General features: G+C 47.7%; 13 protein-coding genes and 1 pseudogene. 10 read left to right on the top strand and 4 right to left on the bottom strand.

The features are described 5' to 3' along the window. Positions 1–6 precede the first annotated feature (6 nt). The 4 genes and pseudogenes from AB1757_09895 to AB1757_09880 all read left to right on the top strand — a co-directional run bounded on the left by AB1757_09895 (position 7) and on the right by AB1757_09880 (position 4,194). Positions 7–84 carry a DUF433 domain-containing protein gene (locus AB1757_09895; GenBank protein MEW6127340.1) on the top strand — a complete coding sequence of 26 codons (78 nt, stop codon included), beginning with the start codon at positions 7–9 and terminating at the stop codon, positions 82–84. 11 nt (positions 85–95) lie between these two features. After that, a pseudogene (locus tag AB1757_09890) lies at positions 96–347 on the top strand (hypothetical protein). Positions 348–366: 19 nt separating this feature from the next. After that, complete coding sequence (locus tag AB1757_09885; GenBank protein ID MEW6127339.1) at positions 367–1,767, top strand: amidohydrolase; 1,401 nt, start codon at positions 367–369, stop codon at positions 1,765–1,767. A gap of 711 nt (positions 1,768–2,478) precedes the next feature. Beyond that, complete coding sequence (locus AB1757_09880) at positions 2,479–4,194, top strand: S8 family serine peptidase (GenBank protein MEW6127338.1); 1,716 nt, start codon at positions 2,479–2,481, stop codon at positions 4,192–4,194. Between the two features lie 72 nt (positions 4,195–4,266). On the opposite strand, the gene rnhA is transcribed toward AB1757_09880, so the two are convergent. Further along, the gene (rnhA, locus tag AB1757_09875; protein ID MEW6127337.1) at positions 4,267–4,734 is read right to left on the bottom strand and encodes a ribonuclease HI; all 468 of its coding nucleotides are present in this window, start codon (positions 4,732–4,734) and stop codon (positions 4,267–4,269) included. A 138-nt stretch (positions 4,735–4,872) separates the two neighbouring features. Beyond that, positions 4,873–6,048: a peptidylprolyl isomerase gene (locus AB1757_09870; protein ID MEW6127336.1), complete on the bottom strand. Its 1,176-nt coding sequence runs from the start codon at positions 6,046–6,048 to the stop codon at positions 4,873–4,875. Positions 6,049–6,145: 97 nt separating this feature from the next. On the opposite strand from AB1757_09870, the gene AB1757_09865 reads away from it, so the two are divergent. The 5 genes from AB1757_09865 (at position 6,146) to AB1757_09845 (ending at position 10,404) form a co-directional block, all read left to right on the top strand. Then, on the top strand, positions 6,146–6,916 hold the full coding sequence (locus AB1757_09865) for a sulfite exporter TauE/SafE family protein (protein MEW6127335.1): 771 nt from the start codon (positions 6,146–6,148) through the stop codon (positions 6,914–6,916). Positions 6,917–7,036: 120 nt separating this feature from the next. Then, positions 7,037–8,080 (top strand): 1-acyl-sn-glycerol-3-phosphate acyltransferase, encoded by a 1,044-nt coding sequence (locus AB1757_09860; protein ID MEW6127334.1) that lies wholly within the window; start codon positions 7,037–7,039, stop codon positions 8,078–8,080. A 12-nt stretch (positions 8,081–8,092) separates the two neighbouring features. Continuing rightward, entirely contained in the window at positions 8,093–8,878 is a 786-nt protein-coding gene (locus AB1757_09855; GenBank protein MEW6127333.1) for a DUF1295 domain-containing protein, read from the top strand. A 411-nt stretch (positions 8,879–9,289) separates the two neighbouring features. Continuing rightward, positions 9,290–9,535, top strand: coding sequence for a hypothetical protein (locus AB1757_09850; GenBank protein MEW6127332.1), 246 nt, complete (start codon positions 9,290–9,292; stop codon positions 9,533–9,535). Then, the gene (locus tag AB1757_09845) at positions 9,532–10,404 is read left to right on the top strand and encodes a hypothetical protein (GenBank protein MEW6127331.1); all 873 of its coding nucleotides are present in this window, start codon (positions 9,532–9,534) and stop codon (positions 10,402–10,404) included. The genes AB1757_09850 and AB1757_09845 overlap by 4 nt, the downstream gene beginning before the upstream one ends. A gap of 125 nt (positions 10,405–10,529) precedes the next feature. On the opposite strand, the gene AB1757_09840 is transcribed toward AB1757_09845, so the two are convergent. Together AB1757_09840 and AB1757_09835 are read right to left on the bottom strand one after the other, a co-directional pair. Beyond that, positions 10,530–11,480: a DUF1186 domain-containing protein gene (locus AB1757_09840; protein ID MEW6127330.1), complete on the bottom strand. Its 951-nt coding sequence runs from the start codon at positions 11,478–11,480 to the stop codon at positions 10,530–10,532. Positions 11,481–11,579: 99 nt separating this feature from the next. After that, positions 11,580–14,078, bottom strand: a complete 2,499-nt coding sequence (locus tag AB1757_09835; protein ID MEW6127329.1) for a sodium-translocating pyrophosphatase — start codon at positions 14,076–14,078, stop codon at positions 11,580–11,582. Between the two features lie 742 nt (positions 14,079–14,820). Here AB1757_09835 and AB1757_09830 point away from each other — a divergent pair. After that, positions 14,821–15,570, top strand: coding sequence for a cytochrome c3 family protein (locus AB1757_09830; protein MEW6127328.1), 750 nt, complete (start codon positions 14,821–14,823; stop codon positions 15,568–15,570). The last annotated feature ends 5 nt before the right edge of the window (positions 15,571–15,575 follow it).

Genomic DNA, 15,575 nt, shown 5'->3' with positions numbered 1-15,575 from the left:
GGAAAATTGGATTGGCGAGATTATATTGTCAGCACGCCTGATGTGCTTCGTGGCAAACCGAGAATTAAAGGCACACGCATCTAGATTCACCTGATACCGATGTGATTCAAAAGGCTCAGCAGTTGGATGCGATTTTATTGTCTTTTAATGGGGATTTTTCTGACATTGTCAATTACCCACCGGCTAAATTTAAAGGGATTATTGCGCTCCAAATAAAAAATCACCCGGAAGTCATTCCGGTTATGATCGAGCGGCTAAAATTATTTTGGTCTGCAAACCCTGATATGGCTTATTACAAAGGGAAACTCTTTTTAGTTGAAGCGCATAGGATTCATATACGTCGATGAATCGAGAAGGAGAAAAATCTTGAGAAAAATTATTGCTCTGTATCTATTAAGTTCCTCATTGGTCATTTTATTTTCCCCTTTAAACGCCCTCGCTATTGAACGTGTTGATTTCATCATTCGCGGCGGCACAGTTGTCACAATGGACGGCAATTCGCGGGTGATTGAAAACGGCGCGGTGGCAATTCGTGGGGAACGCATCGTTGCGGTGGGCACAAGCGCGGAAATTGCCAGACAATTCACCGCAGCGAGAATTATCAACGCCAGTGGCAAAGCCGTTATGCCCGGACTCATCAACACGCATACTCATGTGCCGATGGGACTGTTTCGCGGCATCGCCGATGACCTGATTTTATCGGAGTGGCTCACTAAATTTATCTTTCCTGCCGAAGCCAAAAATGTCGATGAAGAATTTGTCCGTTGGGGGACGCGGCTCGGTTGTCTCGAAATGATTAAAGGCGGCACCACCACTTATGTCGATATGTATTACTTTGAAGATGCGATTGCCGATGAGACCGTGAAAGCCGGAATGCGCGGTGTTCTGGGTGAAACGGTGATTGATTTTCCGGTTCCCGATAACAAAACCTGGGACGCGGCGATGCGTTACACTGAACGGTTCATTAAAAAATGGAAAGGGCATACGCTCATCACTCCGGCAATTGCCCCGCACGCGCCGTACACGGTTTCGACCGAACACCTCAAACAAACCAATGCGCTTTCGGAAAAATATGGTGTGCCGCTGGTCATTCATGTTGCCGAAGCGCCTACGGAAACCGAAGACATTAAAAAACGCTACAATGCCACGCCTGCCGCCTATCTGGAAAGCATCGGCTTGCTATCGAATCGCACCATCGCGGCGCATTCCGTGTGGCTCAGCGATGAAGACATTAAAACCTTTGCCGCGCGCGAAGTCGGCGTCGGTCATTGCCCGCAATCGAATATGAAACTGGCTTCAGGGGTGGCGCGTGTTCCCGAAATGTTGAAAGCCGGAGTCAATGTGGGCTTAGGTTCCGACGGAGCAGCATCGAATAATGATGTGAGTATATGGGAAGAGATGGACTCGGCAGCAAAACTCCATAAACTTCACTGGAACGACCCGACAGTGGTGAATGCCAAAGAAGCTTTGGAAATGGCTACCATTCGCGGCGCGCGGGCGATTCATCTCGAAAAAGAGATTGGTTCACTTGAAGCCGGCAAACGCGCCGACCTCATCATCGTTGATATAAACAGCGACCACCAGACGCCGATGTACAACATCTATTCAAATCTGGTTTATGCGACCAAAGCGAGTGATGTTGAAACCGTAATGATTAACGGCAAACCGGTGATGACCAACCGACGAGTGCTGACCATTGATGAACCAAGGGTGAAATTAAAAGCGAATTTTTACCGGGATAAAATTCGCCGTAGCCTCGCTCAATAACTGAAAGTCAACTCGTGAAAGCTGATCAACGCGCGGTTCAATTGCCGCGCGTTTTTTATTGGTGTATCGCTAAAAACCGAATCCGTCGCGCTCATTCATTCATCCATCCGGCATAGATTAACGAGCAAATTGCCTTTACTCATTCAGTCAAAGTGCGCGAATCAAACCGGTGGAAACATCTTCTTACTCCCTGTTCTGGTCATAACCATTGGCGTTCTCTCGGTTTTGGTCTCTGGCATAGCGATTGATTAATGACATTCACCTCCCAAAGGTTTGTTGCAAAGAAGGTTTAATCCACCAAAGCAGGTTTAATCAAAATAGGAGCAGATTTTGATGGGCAGAATAATGACAAATCGTAAGCAGCGACTGAAGATTGAAGCCATAATTTTAATTTTAATCGCTTGCTTATGTTTACCATCGATCTTTTTACCTGGGGGGGGAACCAAAGCCTTTCAACCAACAGTTCAAGGAAGAGGGATAACCCGAAACCAATCCGGCGATGAGGTTGAAAGAAAAATTGCTCCTGAATTCAAAGAGCGATTGACGGGTCTCGCAAAAGCCGCATCGACAGAAGCTAAACCTGAAAAAGTAATCATCAAATTACAAAACCTTCAAAATAATCCAATCCAAGAAGCTTCCCAAAGAGATAGTAAAAAGATTTCCAGTTTATCTCCCCAAAAGAATTTAAATAACCTTAAATCCCTGAATTCGATGCGCGCCAACGCGGTTGCCAGTGACCTTGCGGGACTTGGCGGTAAACTGCATAAATCGTTCAACGCGGTTGGGGTGCTGGTCGCCGAGGTTCCTTTTTCAAAAATCGAACAACTCGCAAATGACCCGGAAATCGCTTACGTCTCCCCCGACCGTGAAATCGAAACCACCGGGCATGTCGAAACGACAACGGCTGCCGCGCAGGTGCGAACAGCGGTAACCGGAATGACGCTTGATGGCACAGGCATAGGCGTCGCCGTTCTCGATAGCGGCATGGATGTCAATCATAACCTTCTGAAAGCTTCGACCGGTCATCCCGGCATCGTCTACTCACAGGATTTCACCGGTGAAGGAAGTGTGCTGGACGCTTATGGGCATGGCACGCATGTGGCTTCGATTATTGCCGGAAGCAACCTGGTTTCTAACGGCGCTTATCGCGGCGTCGCGCCGGGAGCCAAACTAATCAATCTGAAAGTCATTGACTCGACCGGTCGTGGAAACGCCAGCAATGTGATTGCGGCAATTGACTGGTGCATAGCAAATCAGGCGACCTATAACCTTCGCGTGATTAATATGAGCATCGGAACCGTCGCCAAAGACAGTTACTGGGATGACCCGATTTGTTATGCCGTCGAAAATGCTTTTTATGCCGGTATTATGGTGGTGACTTCTGCGGGCAATGCCGGTAAAGACACCAGCGGAAGAAAAGTATATGGCACGATTAATTCGCCGGGCATTTCACCGTTTGCCTTGACCGTTGGCGCGCTCAATACGTTCGGAACCGATGCGCGTTCCGATGATGCCGTTGCCAGTTATAGTTCCAAGGGCCCAACCCGTGGTTATTACGAATCGTGGGGCGTTAAATATTATGACAACTTTATAAAACCCGATTTGGTCGCGCCGGGGAATAAAATCATCGCCGCGCGATCCAATAACGATACCGGGGGCAGCAATAAAATTCTGAAAACCGCAACCTCATTAGCAATCGGGTCACATATCAATGTTGCTGATAAGGTGATGTATATGAGTGGCTCTTCGATGGCAGCGCCTGTCGCCACAGGCGCTGCCGCTTTGCTTTTTCAAGCCAAACCCGGTCTTTCCGTCAGCCTGGTTAAAGCCCTTTTAATGTACACCGCGCAACCGCTTTCGGGAGTCAATACCCTTGAACAGGGAGCCGGAAGAATCAATATCGACGGGGCAGTTAAAATTGCCAAACTGATAAACACCAATACGATAAACATCGCCAATCTCGGTGACAACATGTTGACTGCTGCGATGCCTACGCAAACCAGCACGATTTACGGGCAAACCTGTTACTGGGGTAAAGGGGTCATCACCAATTATGTGTTCCTCTATGGCGACGATTTAATGAAAAAGTATCACTGGATATATGATACCTGGACGCCGCTTTTTTATGGCACCTATGCATCCGGCAGTTTTATCTACCTCGATACCTTTTATGTCTATGGCACCGTCAGCAAAAGCGCAGGTGTTTTAGCGCACAACAGCGTTTCACAACTTGCGAGCGGGTCGCTGGTTACCCAGGGCACGATGTTAGCTGACGGAACATTGATTGCCGACGGGACATTGATTGCCGACGGGACATTGATTGCCGATGGGACAATGCTTTGTGACGGCACCTTGCTTAGCGATGGGACGATACGTGTTAGCGCAATGGTTTTAGGCGATAACACGATCTGTATGTTACCGCAATAATCTGCCCCAAAAGAGACGGCGGATAATCACAAGTGGGATGTGATTATCCGGCACCCCCTGGTCTTCCAAAAATTATTCGGGCAAGTAATTATCGTCTTCCGGCAAATCATTACCATAAGCCGCTTGTTTCGCCAAATAGTCGCATCTTTCGTTTTCACGATTTCCGGCATGCGCTTTCACCCAGACAAATTCGACCTCATGGTTTTCACATAAAACCAATAACCGCTCCCATAAATCGGGATTCAAAGCTTTCTCTTTTTTATTGCGTTTCCAGTTGTTCGCCCGCCAGCGCTTTGCCCATCCGAGTTCCATTGCATCTACGAGATATTTGGAATCCGAATGCAGCCTGATTTGACAGGGGCGTTTTAAGGCTTCGAGAGCGACAATTGCCGCCATCAATTCCATGCGATTATTGGTCGTCAAACGAAAACCGCCGGATAATTCTTTGCGTGAGCCGTTAAACAGCAACACCACACCATAACCGCCGGGACCGGGATTTCCTATACAACCGCCGTCCGTATAAATTGTTACTTTATCCATTTAATCCTTTGCCGAAGGTGCCATCGAGGTTTTCATCGGCAGCGTGAATAACCGAAAGTTGCTGGGGCATTAAGATAAAAAGGCTGAGAGCGCAGATCGTGAGTGTCCTTAAAAATTTCATCCCTTCCCTCGGTTCGATTACGGCTTGATGACCGCTTCGATTAATTCGATTCGTTCATTCGGTTTTTCGCCGGTGCGTGGAGCGGTTTCGATTTTTTCAATCGTATCAAAGCCGCTGACCACTTTGCCGAATATCGTGTAACGATTGTCGAGATGCGAAGCGGTTCCGAGCACGATGAAAAAAGAGGTTGAAGCGGAATCTTCGGCATCGCCACGCGCCATCGACAGCACCCCGCGAATGTGCGGGAGTTTGCTGAATTCGGGTTTCAGATTATGTACCCAACGGTCAGCCGCGTGGGTTTTACTGCCGGCGCGCGTGTAACCGGAGCCGCCTTGAATGACAAAGCCCGGAATCACCCGATGAAATTCGGTTCCGTTATACCAGCCGGTTTGCACCAACTTTAAAAAATTGCGGACGTGTTCGGGGGCAGTCGTCGGGTCCATCTCCAAAGTGATGTCGCCGAGCGAAGTTCTCAGCAAGACTTCGCGACGGAGTTGATCAACTGTGGCATCTTTGAATGGCTCGGTCTTTTTCGCTTCGATTTTGATGCTGAGAATTTTTATCGGCGTATTGACCACATTGGTTTGTTTGTTGGATTCAGCGAGGGAAATTTTTTCAACTACCTCGATGCCTTCATTGACCAAACCGAAAGCCGTGTACTGCCCGTTGAATTGGTCGATGGGGTAAAGGGTAATGAAAAATTGCGCGCCGCCACTGTTGGGTTTTCCCGGAATGCGCGCCGCTGAAACAGTGCCGCGAACATGTTTGAGGTCGGAAAATTCATCGGGTAATAAGTTCAATCCGCCGGTGCCCCAGCGGTCTTTCGGGGTCGCAGGATTTTTGAGTAACGGGTCGCCGCCTTGTATGAAAGCGCGTTCGATGACCCGGTGAAATGCCGAACCGTCGTAATAGCCTTGTCTGGCGAGCTTGATAAAATTCAACACATGTTTTGGCGCTTTGTCGGGATAAAACTCAAAACGAAAGGTGCCCTGTTCGGTAGTCACGACGGCTTCAAGTTTTGCCGCTTCTTCGGCAGTGATATTTTCGGCTTCAGCTTTGGCTGCCGGGGTGTCGCGTTTTTTCTGCTGCGTGAAAGCCGTTTGCGAGATGATGAAAGTTAAAAAAATAATTGCCATCACACGAACGGATGGAATGCGTGACGATGATTTGGTCAACGAAGTCTCGCGTCTCATTTTTTTAGTCTCCTGAAGAGATTTTGCGAGCAGTTAGATTACCAACAGTCATTTAAACAGCCAACCCGTTTTCCTTTCCTTTGAGCCAACGTGTAGAATGCTTCGGCAAATTTTATCTATGAAAACCCTTCTGCTGATACTACTGATTTTTCTAGCAGCACTTCTATATTCATCCGTCGGTCATGCGGGCGCCTCGGGATATTTAGCAATGATGGCGCTTTTTGGCGTCGCGCCTGAAGTGATGAAACCGAGTGCCCTGGTTTTAAATATTCTGGTTGCGTCAATCGGGTCGGTGAAATTTTATCGCGCCGGTCATTTGCAATGGTCGCGGTTGTTGCCCTTTGTGATAACCTCTGCGCCGTTTTCTTTTTTCGGTGGGGCGATCAATTTACCGGGCACGCTTTATAAACAGATCGTCGGAGTAATTTTAATCTTTTCGGCAATCCGCATGGTGCAAACCTCATTGAAGCCCGTTGAACCGGTTCCCACTCAGGCAACACCCATCTGGGCGGCTTTGTTGTGCGGCGCAGGCATTGGTTTCCTGGCGGGACTCACGGGAACCGGAGGGGGAATCTTCTTATCGCCACTCTTATTGTTACTCGGATGGGCTGAAGTAAAAGATGCGTCGGGCATGTCTGCCGGGTTTATTCTCATCAATTCGATTGCAGGGTTGATAGGCAATCTGACGAAAAATATTTCAAGCATCGAATCCCTGCCGTCATCTATTTTTTTATGGTTGATTGCCGTTGCCATCGGCGGTTACATCGGCGCGGAATTCGGCAGCAAGCGTTTACCAAACGTAAGACTCCGGCAATTGCTCGCCATCGTGCTGGTCATCGCGGGTTTCAAATTGATTTTTGGGAAGTGAGAACTATCCCGGCGGGCTTGGCTTTATTCATTTAAATCAACGGTGATTGATTAAAACCTCCTGATTTGTAAGAGTGATTCGCTTTTGCATTTTGACGGTTGCGGTTGATAAGCTTCGCCCGTGAATGACCTCAAAGATTCCCCCAATCGATTGATTGAGTTCATAAAAGTCTGGGTGCGGCGCGCGCTCAGTATCTCGCTTTATGTCTGCTGTTTTGGTTTATTGCTTGTCCTCTTTCCCGGGCTTTTCCCCTTAGCGGTTATCACCGACCTGATTCGCAAAAAATCGTGGATATTGACCCGCGCAGTAATTTTCTTTCCTTACTATTTTGCCTGTGAAGTTCTCGGCATCATTGTTGGTCTGGTTTTGTGGATAGCCTATCTCTTCATAAGAGACGCTGAGAAATTTCTTGACTGGAATTTTGCCTTGCAACGCTGGTGGGTGAATGCCCTGGCGCAAGGGGCGAAAAAATTGTTCAACTTTCAGGTTGATGTCGAAGGAACCGACGAACTCACACGCGGGCCAGTGATTGTTTTTGCGCGCCATGTGAGCGTTGCCGATGCTCTGCTTCCGGCTTTTTTTATCGCCAACCCCAATGGCGTTCGCTTGCGTTATGTTCTCAAAAAGCAACTGCTCTGGGACCCGTGTCTCGATATTGTCGGCAACCGGCTGCCCAATGTTTTCGTGAGACGCGATGCCGGTGAAGCTTATGTCGTCAATCGCCTGATGCATGATTTAACCCCTCGCGACGGAGTAATGATTTATCCCGAAGGCACCCGTTTTAGCCGAATCAAACAACAAATCATTCTCGAAAAAATCAAAGCGAAAGGGGAATGGCGGCTTTATGAACAGGCTTCGCAACTCAAACACACACTGCCGCCGCGACTGGGCGGCGCATTGAATTTACTGGCGATGAATGAAAACGCTGATGTGATTTTTTGCGCCCATGCGGGCTTTGATGGAGTCGTCGATTTGCGCGATTTTCTAAACGGTTCGCTCATTAGTCGCACCGTAAAGATTAAATTTTATCGCGTGCCGTTTGCCGAAATTCCCACAACCCGCGAGGCGCAAATTAACTGGCTGATGAATAACTGGAAAGCCATTGATGAATGGATTGGGCAACAATTGATGAAAGAAAAATCTGTTGTCCGGGTTCAAAGATAGGGAGAATCACAAATGACCTTTATCACCTTGCTTGGCGTAACCTTGGCGTTGGTACTGGGAATGATGCTGGTTTTATGGCTGGTGAGCCTGATGGTCAAAGATGCCAGTATTGTTGATAGTTTCTGGGGGGTGGGTTTTGCGGCGATTGGTTGGGTGAGTTTCTTTTTAACCGATGGCGCAGCCCCGCGAAAATTTTTAATCACTTCGCTGGTGACCATCTGGGGACTGAGACTCGGTTTGCATATTTTCAGTCGCAATCATGGCAAAGGCGAAGATTATCGTTACCGAGCCATGCGCAAACAGTGGGGCGATAAATTTCCGCTGGTCAGCTTGATTACGGTTTTTGGATTGCAGGGGTTATTGATGTGGTTTATCTCGATGCCTGTGCAAATCGCGCAGACCTCCGCTACGCCCGCCAATTTTATCCTGTTCGATTATCTGGGAATTGGGGTTTGGCTCATCGGCTTTTTCTTTGAAGCGGTGGGCGATTTTCAATTGCGGCAATTCAAAGGCAACCCCGCGAATAAAGGCAAGGTGATGGATGTGGGACTCTGGCGTTACACGCGCCATCCGAATTATTTCGGTGATGCGACCTTGTGGTGGGGATATTTTTTAATCGCCTGCGCAGTGCCGATGGGATATTTAACTTTCTTTAGCCCACTGTTGATGACTTTTTTCCTGATGAAAGTTTCGGGCGTCGCGTTACTGGAAAAATCTTTGAAGAAAAGCAAACCGGGTTATCTTGAGTACGTCGCGCGCACCAGTTCATTTTTTCCCCTGCCGCCGAAAAAAGCTTAATCATCCATTATGTGAAATTGATTTTGCAGACTGTGTAGAGATTTTGTTGAGGTAGTGGGGCAATCTAGGGAGATGAACCGTAGCCCGACCGTTAGGGAGGGTTGTCAGACAAGCCCGCGCTCACGCTTGGGCTACTGCTGATCTCTCCACCTTGACCCACTACCTTTGTTGATAGCCATTGCACGCTTCATTAAACGATTAGGAAAAGTGTTGACTGATACGCAGGCAAATTTATAATGCCCACTGAATTATCAGCCTTGCTCCTGCAACCGAAAATTTTAGGGTGTTTCTGTTTATTCCGTTCCTATTAAAAAGCCTCAATCGAAATCCTTTTATCATTGCAGCAAAGTTTGAACCTGAGAAATGCTTCTTGAATTTTTACAGGCACAATGGAGGCGCGGATAAAAATTGATGAATAGCATGTATGAACAAATTGTCAGTTACCTATCGCCGCTTTTGGGTGAGGCAACCTCGAAAAATCTGCTGAAGCATTACTGCATCAAAATGAAAATCTCTACCGAGGATATTTCGGCAAATATCTTGCCGGAGATTGCCGATGCCATGCGTCCGATGATGGCAGTCTGGTTGGGGTCTGAGGGAGCCTTGCGGGCTTCGCAGGAAATTATCAAGTTAGGTAAAGGAGCAATCATAAGATGAACGCGCACCGTTTCGTTAAACCATTTATCGGTTCGGTAATCATTCTTCCAATTATTTATGCGGTGATGCGGGGGATGAATTCGAGTTTTTCAACCGATACCCTGACCTTGATGTTATTTTTAGCTACCATCTCTGTCGAAGTATGGGCGTTGATGCAATTTGTTCGGGCGCGAAAATCGTTTTCTAAAAACGACCCCGGCTATTTGACCTGGACGCTGATTACCGGGTTTATGATCATTCGCCTGATTGCCGAAGCGCGGCTTTTAACTCTTACGGTAAATCTGGTGCCCAACTATCAGGAGGGCGCATCGGCGGCGCTTTATTTTTACATTATCGTTTTACGTTATCTTTATACGATAAGCGACCTGTTGTTCATCGCCGCGCTGTTTACCACCATTCGTTCATACAAGAGCACCGGATTGCCGTTTAATCTTTTAGTGAAAGATTATTTCTATATGCTGGCGGTTTGGACATTACCGGTCATCACTTATGCCTTCCGCGCCAATCTGATTCATTCGGGAGTAATCGGCAATGACGGTTACCTTGCGACCTACAGATTAATTGCCGTATCGGTCGGCGCAGTTATTGCCACGGTTTGCATTATGATTCGCCGTTATGCTTTGCAAATGGGTGGTGGAGCAGTTGCCAAAGTTTGGAATATGGTGGTTATTGCAGGGGTGGCGCGCGATGGTTCCTTTCTGGTGTTGGCGTTGATTTCTACCTGGTCGAAACCGGCTGCCAGTTTCCTTGAGCAATATCTGTTATGGATTTTCGCGGGTTGCTGGTTACTTGCCGGAATGTATCAAAACGCGGTTTTCACGCGGGCAACCAAAACCCATCCGGTTTATGTTGCAGAAAGCGCAACTTGAAATAACCGCAGAAACGCTGGCACCTGCTTCTGCGGTTTGAGTTAGCGATGTTATTGAATGATTTTCTGATAATAAAATGTTCAGGCGTTGAAGGTTCCTTCAATAAGGGAGTAAGTAATCGCGGCTCAAGCTGCGCCACAACATTTTTTGTATTTCTTACCGCTCCCGCAAGGGCAAGGTTCATTGCGTCCGACTTTTTTCGGCGCGATATAAGGCATATCCGCTTTGCTACCTTCTCTTCTTCGATTAAACAAATCGGGAACCGCTTCTTTTAAATTGAGGAGCGTTGCACCCCAGGCAGAAGCCATCGAATCCTCGGTCACAGGTTGATAGATGTCTTCATCCTGATACCATGCCCAGCTTTCCATATCTTCAATGAAGTTTTCGATAAAGTGGAACCGCTCAGGCAACTGGGCAAGAACCGCCTCTTTTCCTTCGCGTATTTTTTGGTCAACGTAGTCGAGGTCTTGAATGCGCTCATTAGCGAAGCCTTTCAGCAAGGCTTTTTTGATGTCTTCATAGAGTTCTTCCGGGTATAAATCGGTTGCCGAAGCAATCAGTCCGTCCCAGACGAACGACTCCTTTTTTTCTAATCCGCCATTAAAAAGGGTTCTGAAATAGTCAATAACTTCATCACGCGAGATGAGCTTTTCGACAACCAGAGCAAGCAGTGATTCAATGGCTGCACTTCGGGCAAATTCATCGGCGTTTGGATTTTCAATTAGCGATTTAATCAAACGGGTATCGCCACCACTGACCGAAGCCAGAATGTTATGTAAATCTTCGGTAATCGAATCTCCAAGCATTCTATTTAAGGTATCACTTGGAAACGATGCCAGCTTGACAATCAATGGACAGGCGCGAGTTTCGCGAAACTGTGCCAGCAAAAATATTGCATATCCGTAATCCCATGAGCCGCTGGCAATGGCAGCCTCAGGATTGGTGATCGCCCGTTCCAGCATCTCAAGCAGATGTGGGGTGATTTCCGGTTGCTGCGCAATTGCCGCTTGTAATGCTTGTCGAGGAAACTCGCTGTCAGTATGCGCTAAAGCGTCTATTATCGCTTGGATTTCCATGATTATTCTCCAAAGCAATCCAGGCACCAGTTTGATTTCAATCAACTTGGTGCCTGGAAATTATCGTGATGCAAAGGTCGAATATCCATCGACCGGGTTTTAGTTCCCGCTCTTGATTCGCATGCCGTAAAACGACCGCCAGACGAATACCAGCGAAATCAGAAAGAATACCGCCGCAAGAATGTGACTGACATTCGAGCCGTATTGCACAGATAAACTCACCGCCAGTTCGACCGCCAGCAATCCAAACAACGTGGTGAATTTAATCACCGGGTTCATCGCCACCGACGAGGTATCTTTGAACGGGTCGCCCACGGTATCGCCGACCACTGTGGCATCATGAAGCGGGGTGCCTTTGGCTTTGAGTTCAACTTCGACAACCTTCTTGGCGTTGTCCCACGCGCCCCCGGCATTTGCCATAAAGATGGCTTGATACAATCCGAACACCGCAATTGAAATCAAATAACCGATGAAGAAAAAGGGTTCAACGAAGGCAAAGGCGAGCGACGAGAAAAAGACCGTCAGGAAAATATTGAACATGCCTTTTTGCGCGTACTGTGTGCAGATAGCAACGACTTTCTTGCTGTCTTCGACCGAGGCTTTTTCGACGCCTTCAAGTTTGATATTGGCTTTGATGAATTCGACTGCGCGATAAGCGCCGGTAGTAACTGCCTGTATTGATGCGCCGGTGAACCAGTAAATCACTGCGCCGCCGGTAATCAATCCCAATACGAACGGCGCATGCAACAACGAAAGCTTATCGGTGTTTGCCGTGAGTCCGTTGGTGAGTGCCATAATGATAGAGAAAATCATGGTGGTCGCGCCGACGACAGCAGTGCCGATGAGCACGGGTTTTGCCGTCGCTTTAAAGGTGTTGCCCGCGCCGTCATTTTCTTCAAGCAGGTGTTTGGCTTTATCGAAATTGACCGTCAGGTTGTAATCTTTCTTAACCAGGGCTTCGACATTGGGCACCTGTTCGATGAGCGAGAGTTCATAAACCGATTGCGCGTTATCCGTCACTGGCCCATATGAGTCAACCGCGATGGTCACCGGACCCATTCCCAAAAATCCGAAAGCCACAAGACCAAAGGCGAAAACTGCCGGAGCCGCCATCAACGCGCCAAGACCGGATAAGCTGACAGCATAAGCGATTGCCATCAACGCAACGATGCTCATGCCGAGCCAGTAGCCCGAAAAGTTTCCGGCAACTAAACCCGATAAGATGTTGAGTGATGCGCCACCTTCTTCTGATGAGGCGACAACCTCTTTAACGTGCGAAGATTCGGTTGAGGTGAAGACTTTGACCAGTTCGGGAATAATTGCGCCCGCTGCCGTGCCGCACGAAATGATGATGGAGAGTTTCCACCACAGGGAACTATCACTGCCGAGCGTCGGAATCATCAAATACGAAACCCCAAAAGTTAAAACGATTGAAACCACCGAAGTGATGATGACCAGGTTGGTAAGCGGTCTTTCAAAATTCATCTTCTCAGCGTTGCTATATTTACTTTTGGTAATCGCTTCGTTGATGAAGTAAGAACCTGCCGAGGCAATAACCATCATCACGCGCATGACGAAAATCCAGACCAGTAATTGCACCTGAATGGTTTCAAAATTTGCCCCAGCGGTTTTGCCATTGACCGCCAGCAGAATAAATGAAATGAGCGCCACACCGGTTACCCCGTAAGTTTCAAAACCGTCTGCTGATGGGCCAACCGAATCGCCCGCGTTATCACCCGTACAATCGGCAATCACGCCGGGGTTTCGCGCATCGTCCTCTTTAATCTTGAAGACGATTTTCATGAGGTCGGAACCGATGTCGGCGATTTTGGTGAAGATACCCCCGGCGATTCTCAGCGCCGCCGCGCCCAGCGATTCGCCGATGGCAAAGCCGATGAAACAGGGTCCGGCGTAGGAGCCGGGAATAAAGAGCAGAATGCAGAGCATGATTAAAAGCTCAACCGAGATGAGCATCATGCCGATGCTCATACCGGCTTTCAGCGGAATCGCATAAATCGGATAGGGGCGACCTTCGAGCGAGGCGAAAGCGGTGCGGGAATTGGCGAAGGTGTTGACGCGGATGCCGAACCACGCGACCCCATAGCTTCCGGCAATACCGACTAAGCTGAATAACAGAATGATGGCAACCCGCGCGAATTCAAATTTCAGCAAGACGCCGAAATACAAAATGATGATGACGGCGATGAAGATTTCGAGAATTAAAATAAACTTGCCTTGGGTGATGAGATAGGTTTTGCAGGTTTCGTAAATCAACTCGGAAACCTCGCGCATCACCTGATGAACCGGCATCTTTTTCAGATTGGCATAAATCGCCAAGCCGAATAAGAGACCGAGGACGGAAACCACGATGCCGATAAGCAACAGCGTATGACCGTCGAGTCCGCCGAAAAATTTGACTTGCGAGAGGTCAGGTAATTTTAAATTTGCTTCACCGCCCGGTTGGTGAGGGGCGCTGTCCGGGTGGGCTTGCGCCAATACAGCGGTTGAACCGAAGGCGAGCAAAGCAATGAGTGAGAAAATGGTTGAAAGAAAGCGTCGGGCTTTCTCTAAATAATATTTTTGATGACAATCTCTCATAGCGGTTTTGTTTATTGCTCCTTGATATTCAAAAGCCTGGCAATCGGTGTCCGTGAATCAGACGCTTGATCAGCGACTTTCAATTATTGTTTAACCACTGTATTTGAAAGCGCCGTCTTTCAGCCAAGCCTCATTATTATTTTCTTGTTCATTCGCCATTGTGTTAGCTGTATCCCACACACAAGCATTCATTGAATTTTGCATTCACCCGTAAAATCTATGATTGCCCTTTGGGTATTTTAGCTGTGGTGGGGTCAGCAATTAATTCTTGTTGGTGCTGACACTGAGAGCTAATACAAATTCACAGCAAAGCAAGGCTTATAGCATATTGCCTGGATAATGAGCAAGTTTCCTGGAAATTTCCTAATCAATGGTTTGATTCATTATCGCCACTCCTCATAAAAAAAGTTTTTTCAGCCTCAAGAATGTCAATTTCACGTTGCCCTTTTTGAGTTGGGATGGTAATTATAGGTTCACTCTTCAATGCGGGTATTGAAGTTGAAAATTTGCATGACCCTACGTCAGCGGTTAAAACATAAGTTGAGAAAAAGGCTAGCTTAATATTTAAAAGACACCTTGTTCCTGCAAAGTCTATAAAAGCTTGCAATCATATTCGCAGTAATCATAGGAAACTCAACGATAAATGCCAGGGATTTGTATATCCCAAATTTAATCGTCCGGTTGTGCATTTAAATCGTCGGGGCGTTTTCACAAAAGAAGCGCAAATTTATTTGAGGAAACAATGGCGCAAATTTTTCATCCGAGCACGAATACATTTGCTAAATTGAGTATTTTTGGTGGGGCGTTTGCCGTTGTCGGATTGCTTTTTGTGATGGCGGGTATTCAACGTTCCCCCTATGTCACACAAGCCTTCAATGCCAAAGAACAGCCCGTGCAGTTCTCTCATCAACATCACGTCGGCGGTATCGGCATCGATTGTCGCTATTGCCACACTTCCGTTGAAACTTCGGCAACCGCAGGCATTCCCCCGGTTAAAACCTGCATGAATTGCCATTCGCAAATCTGGCTGGGTAGCCCATACCTTGAGCCGGTGCGTGAGAGTTGGCGAACCCAAAAGCCTTTTCAATGGACGCGCATTCATGATCTCCCCGATTTTGCCTACTTCAATCACAGCATACACGTCAACAAAGGCGTCGGTTGTTCGACCTGTCACGGTCGGGTTGACCAGATGCCGTTGATGTACCAGGCCGCTTCTTTGCAAATGGAGTGGTGTTTGGAATGTCATCGCAATCCTGAAAAATTCATTCGACCTAAGAGCGAAATTTACACGATGGAATGGCCGCCGCTGGAAGCGCCCAAATCGCATAATGAAACCGGTGCCGCACCTGCCGCAAACGAAGCGAAGCCCAAAAAGGATTGGGATATAGATGGCGATGGTTGGCAACAGGATAAGGATGGCAAACGGCTGGTTCAGGAATATAAAATTCTCGATTCCCGAACGCTTACCAGTTGTTCGACCTGCCATAGATAATTCAA

Source organism: Acidobacteriota bacterium (assembly GCA_040754075.1).
GTDB lineage: Bacteria > Acidobacteriota > Blastocatellia > UBA7656 > UBA7656 > JBFMDH01.
Note: the sequence above shows the minus strand (reverse complement) of the source record. Positions and strands in the feature narration are given on the sequence as shown.

Bases quoted from the DNA above. Each gene is read 5' to 3' on its own strand.
- AB1757_09880 (MEW6127338.1), top strand. From the start codon at position 2,479: ATGCGCGCCAACGCGGTTGCCAGTGACCTTGCGGGACTTGGCGGTAAA.
- rnhA (MEW6127337.1), bottom strand. From the start codon at position 4,734: ATGGATAAAGTAACAATTTATACGGACGGCGGTTGTATAGGAAATCCC.
- AB1757_09870 (MEW6127336.1), bottom strand. From the start codon at position 6,048: ATGAGACGCGAGACTTCGTTGACCAAATCATCGTCACGCATTCCATCC.
- AB1757_09865 (MEW6127335.1), top strand. From the start codon at position 6,146: ATGCTTCGGCAAATTTTATCTATGAAAACCCTTCTGCTGATACTACTG.
- AB1757_09855 (MEW6127333.1), top strand. From the start codon at position 8,093: ATGACCTTTATCACCTTGCTTGGCGTAACCTTGGCGTTGGTACTGGGA.
- AB1757_09850 (MEW6127332.1), top strand. From the start codon at position 9,290: ATGAATAGCATGTATGAACAAATTGTCAGTTACCTATCGCCGCTTTTG.
- AB1757_09845 (MEW6127331.1), top strand. From the start codon at position 9,532: ATGAACGCGCACCGTTTCGTTAAACCATTTATCGGTTCGGTAATCATT.
- AB1757_09840 (MEW6127330.1), bottom strand. From the start codon at position 11,480: ATGGAAATCCAAGCGATAATAGACGCTTTAGCGCATACTGACAGCGAG.
- AB1757_09835 (MEW6127329.1), bottom strand. From the start codon at position 14,078: ATGAGAGATTGTCATCAAAAATATTATTTAGAGAAAGCCCGACGCTTT.
- AB1757_09830 (MEW6127328.1), top strand. From the start codon at position 14,821: ATGGCGCAAATTTTTCATCCGAGCACGAATACATTTGCTAAATTGAGT.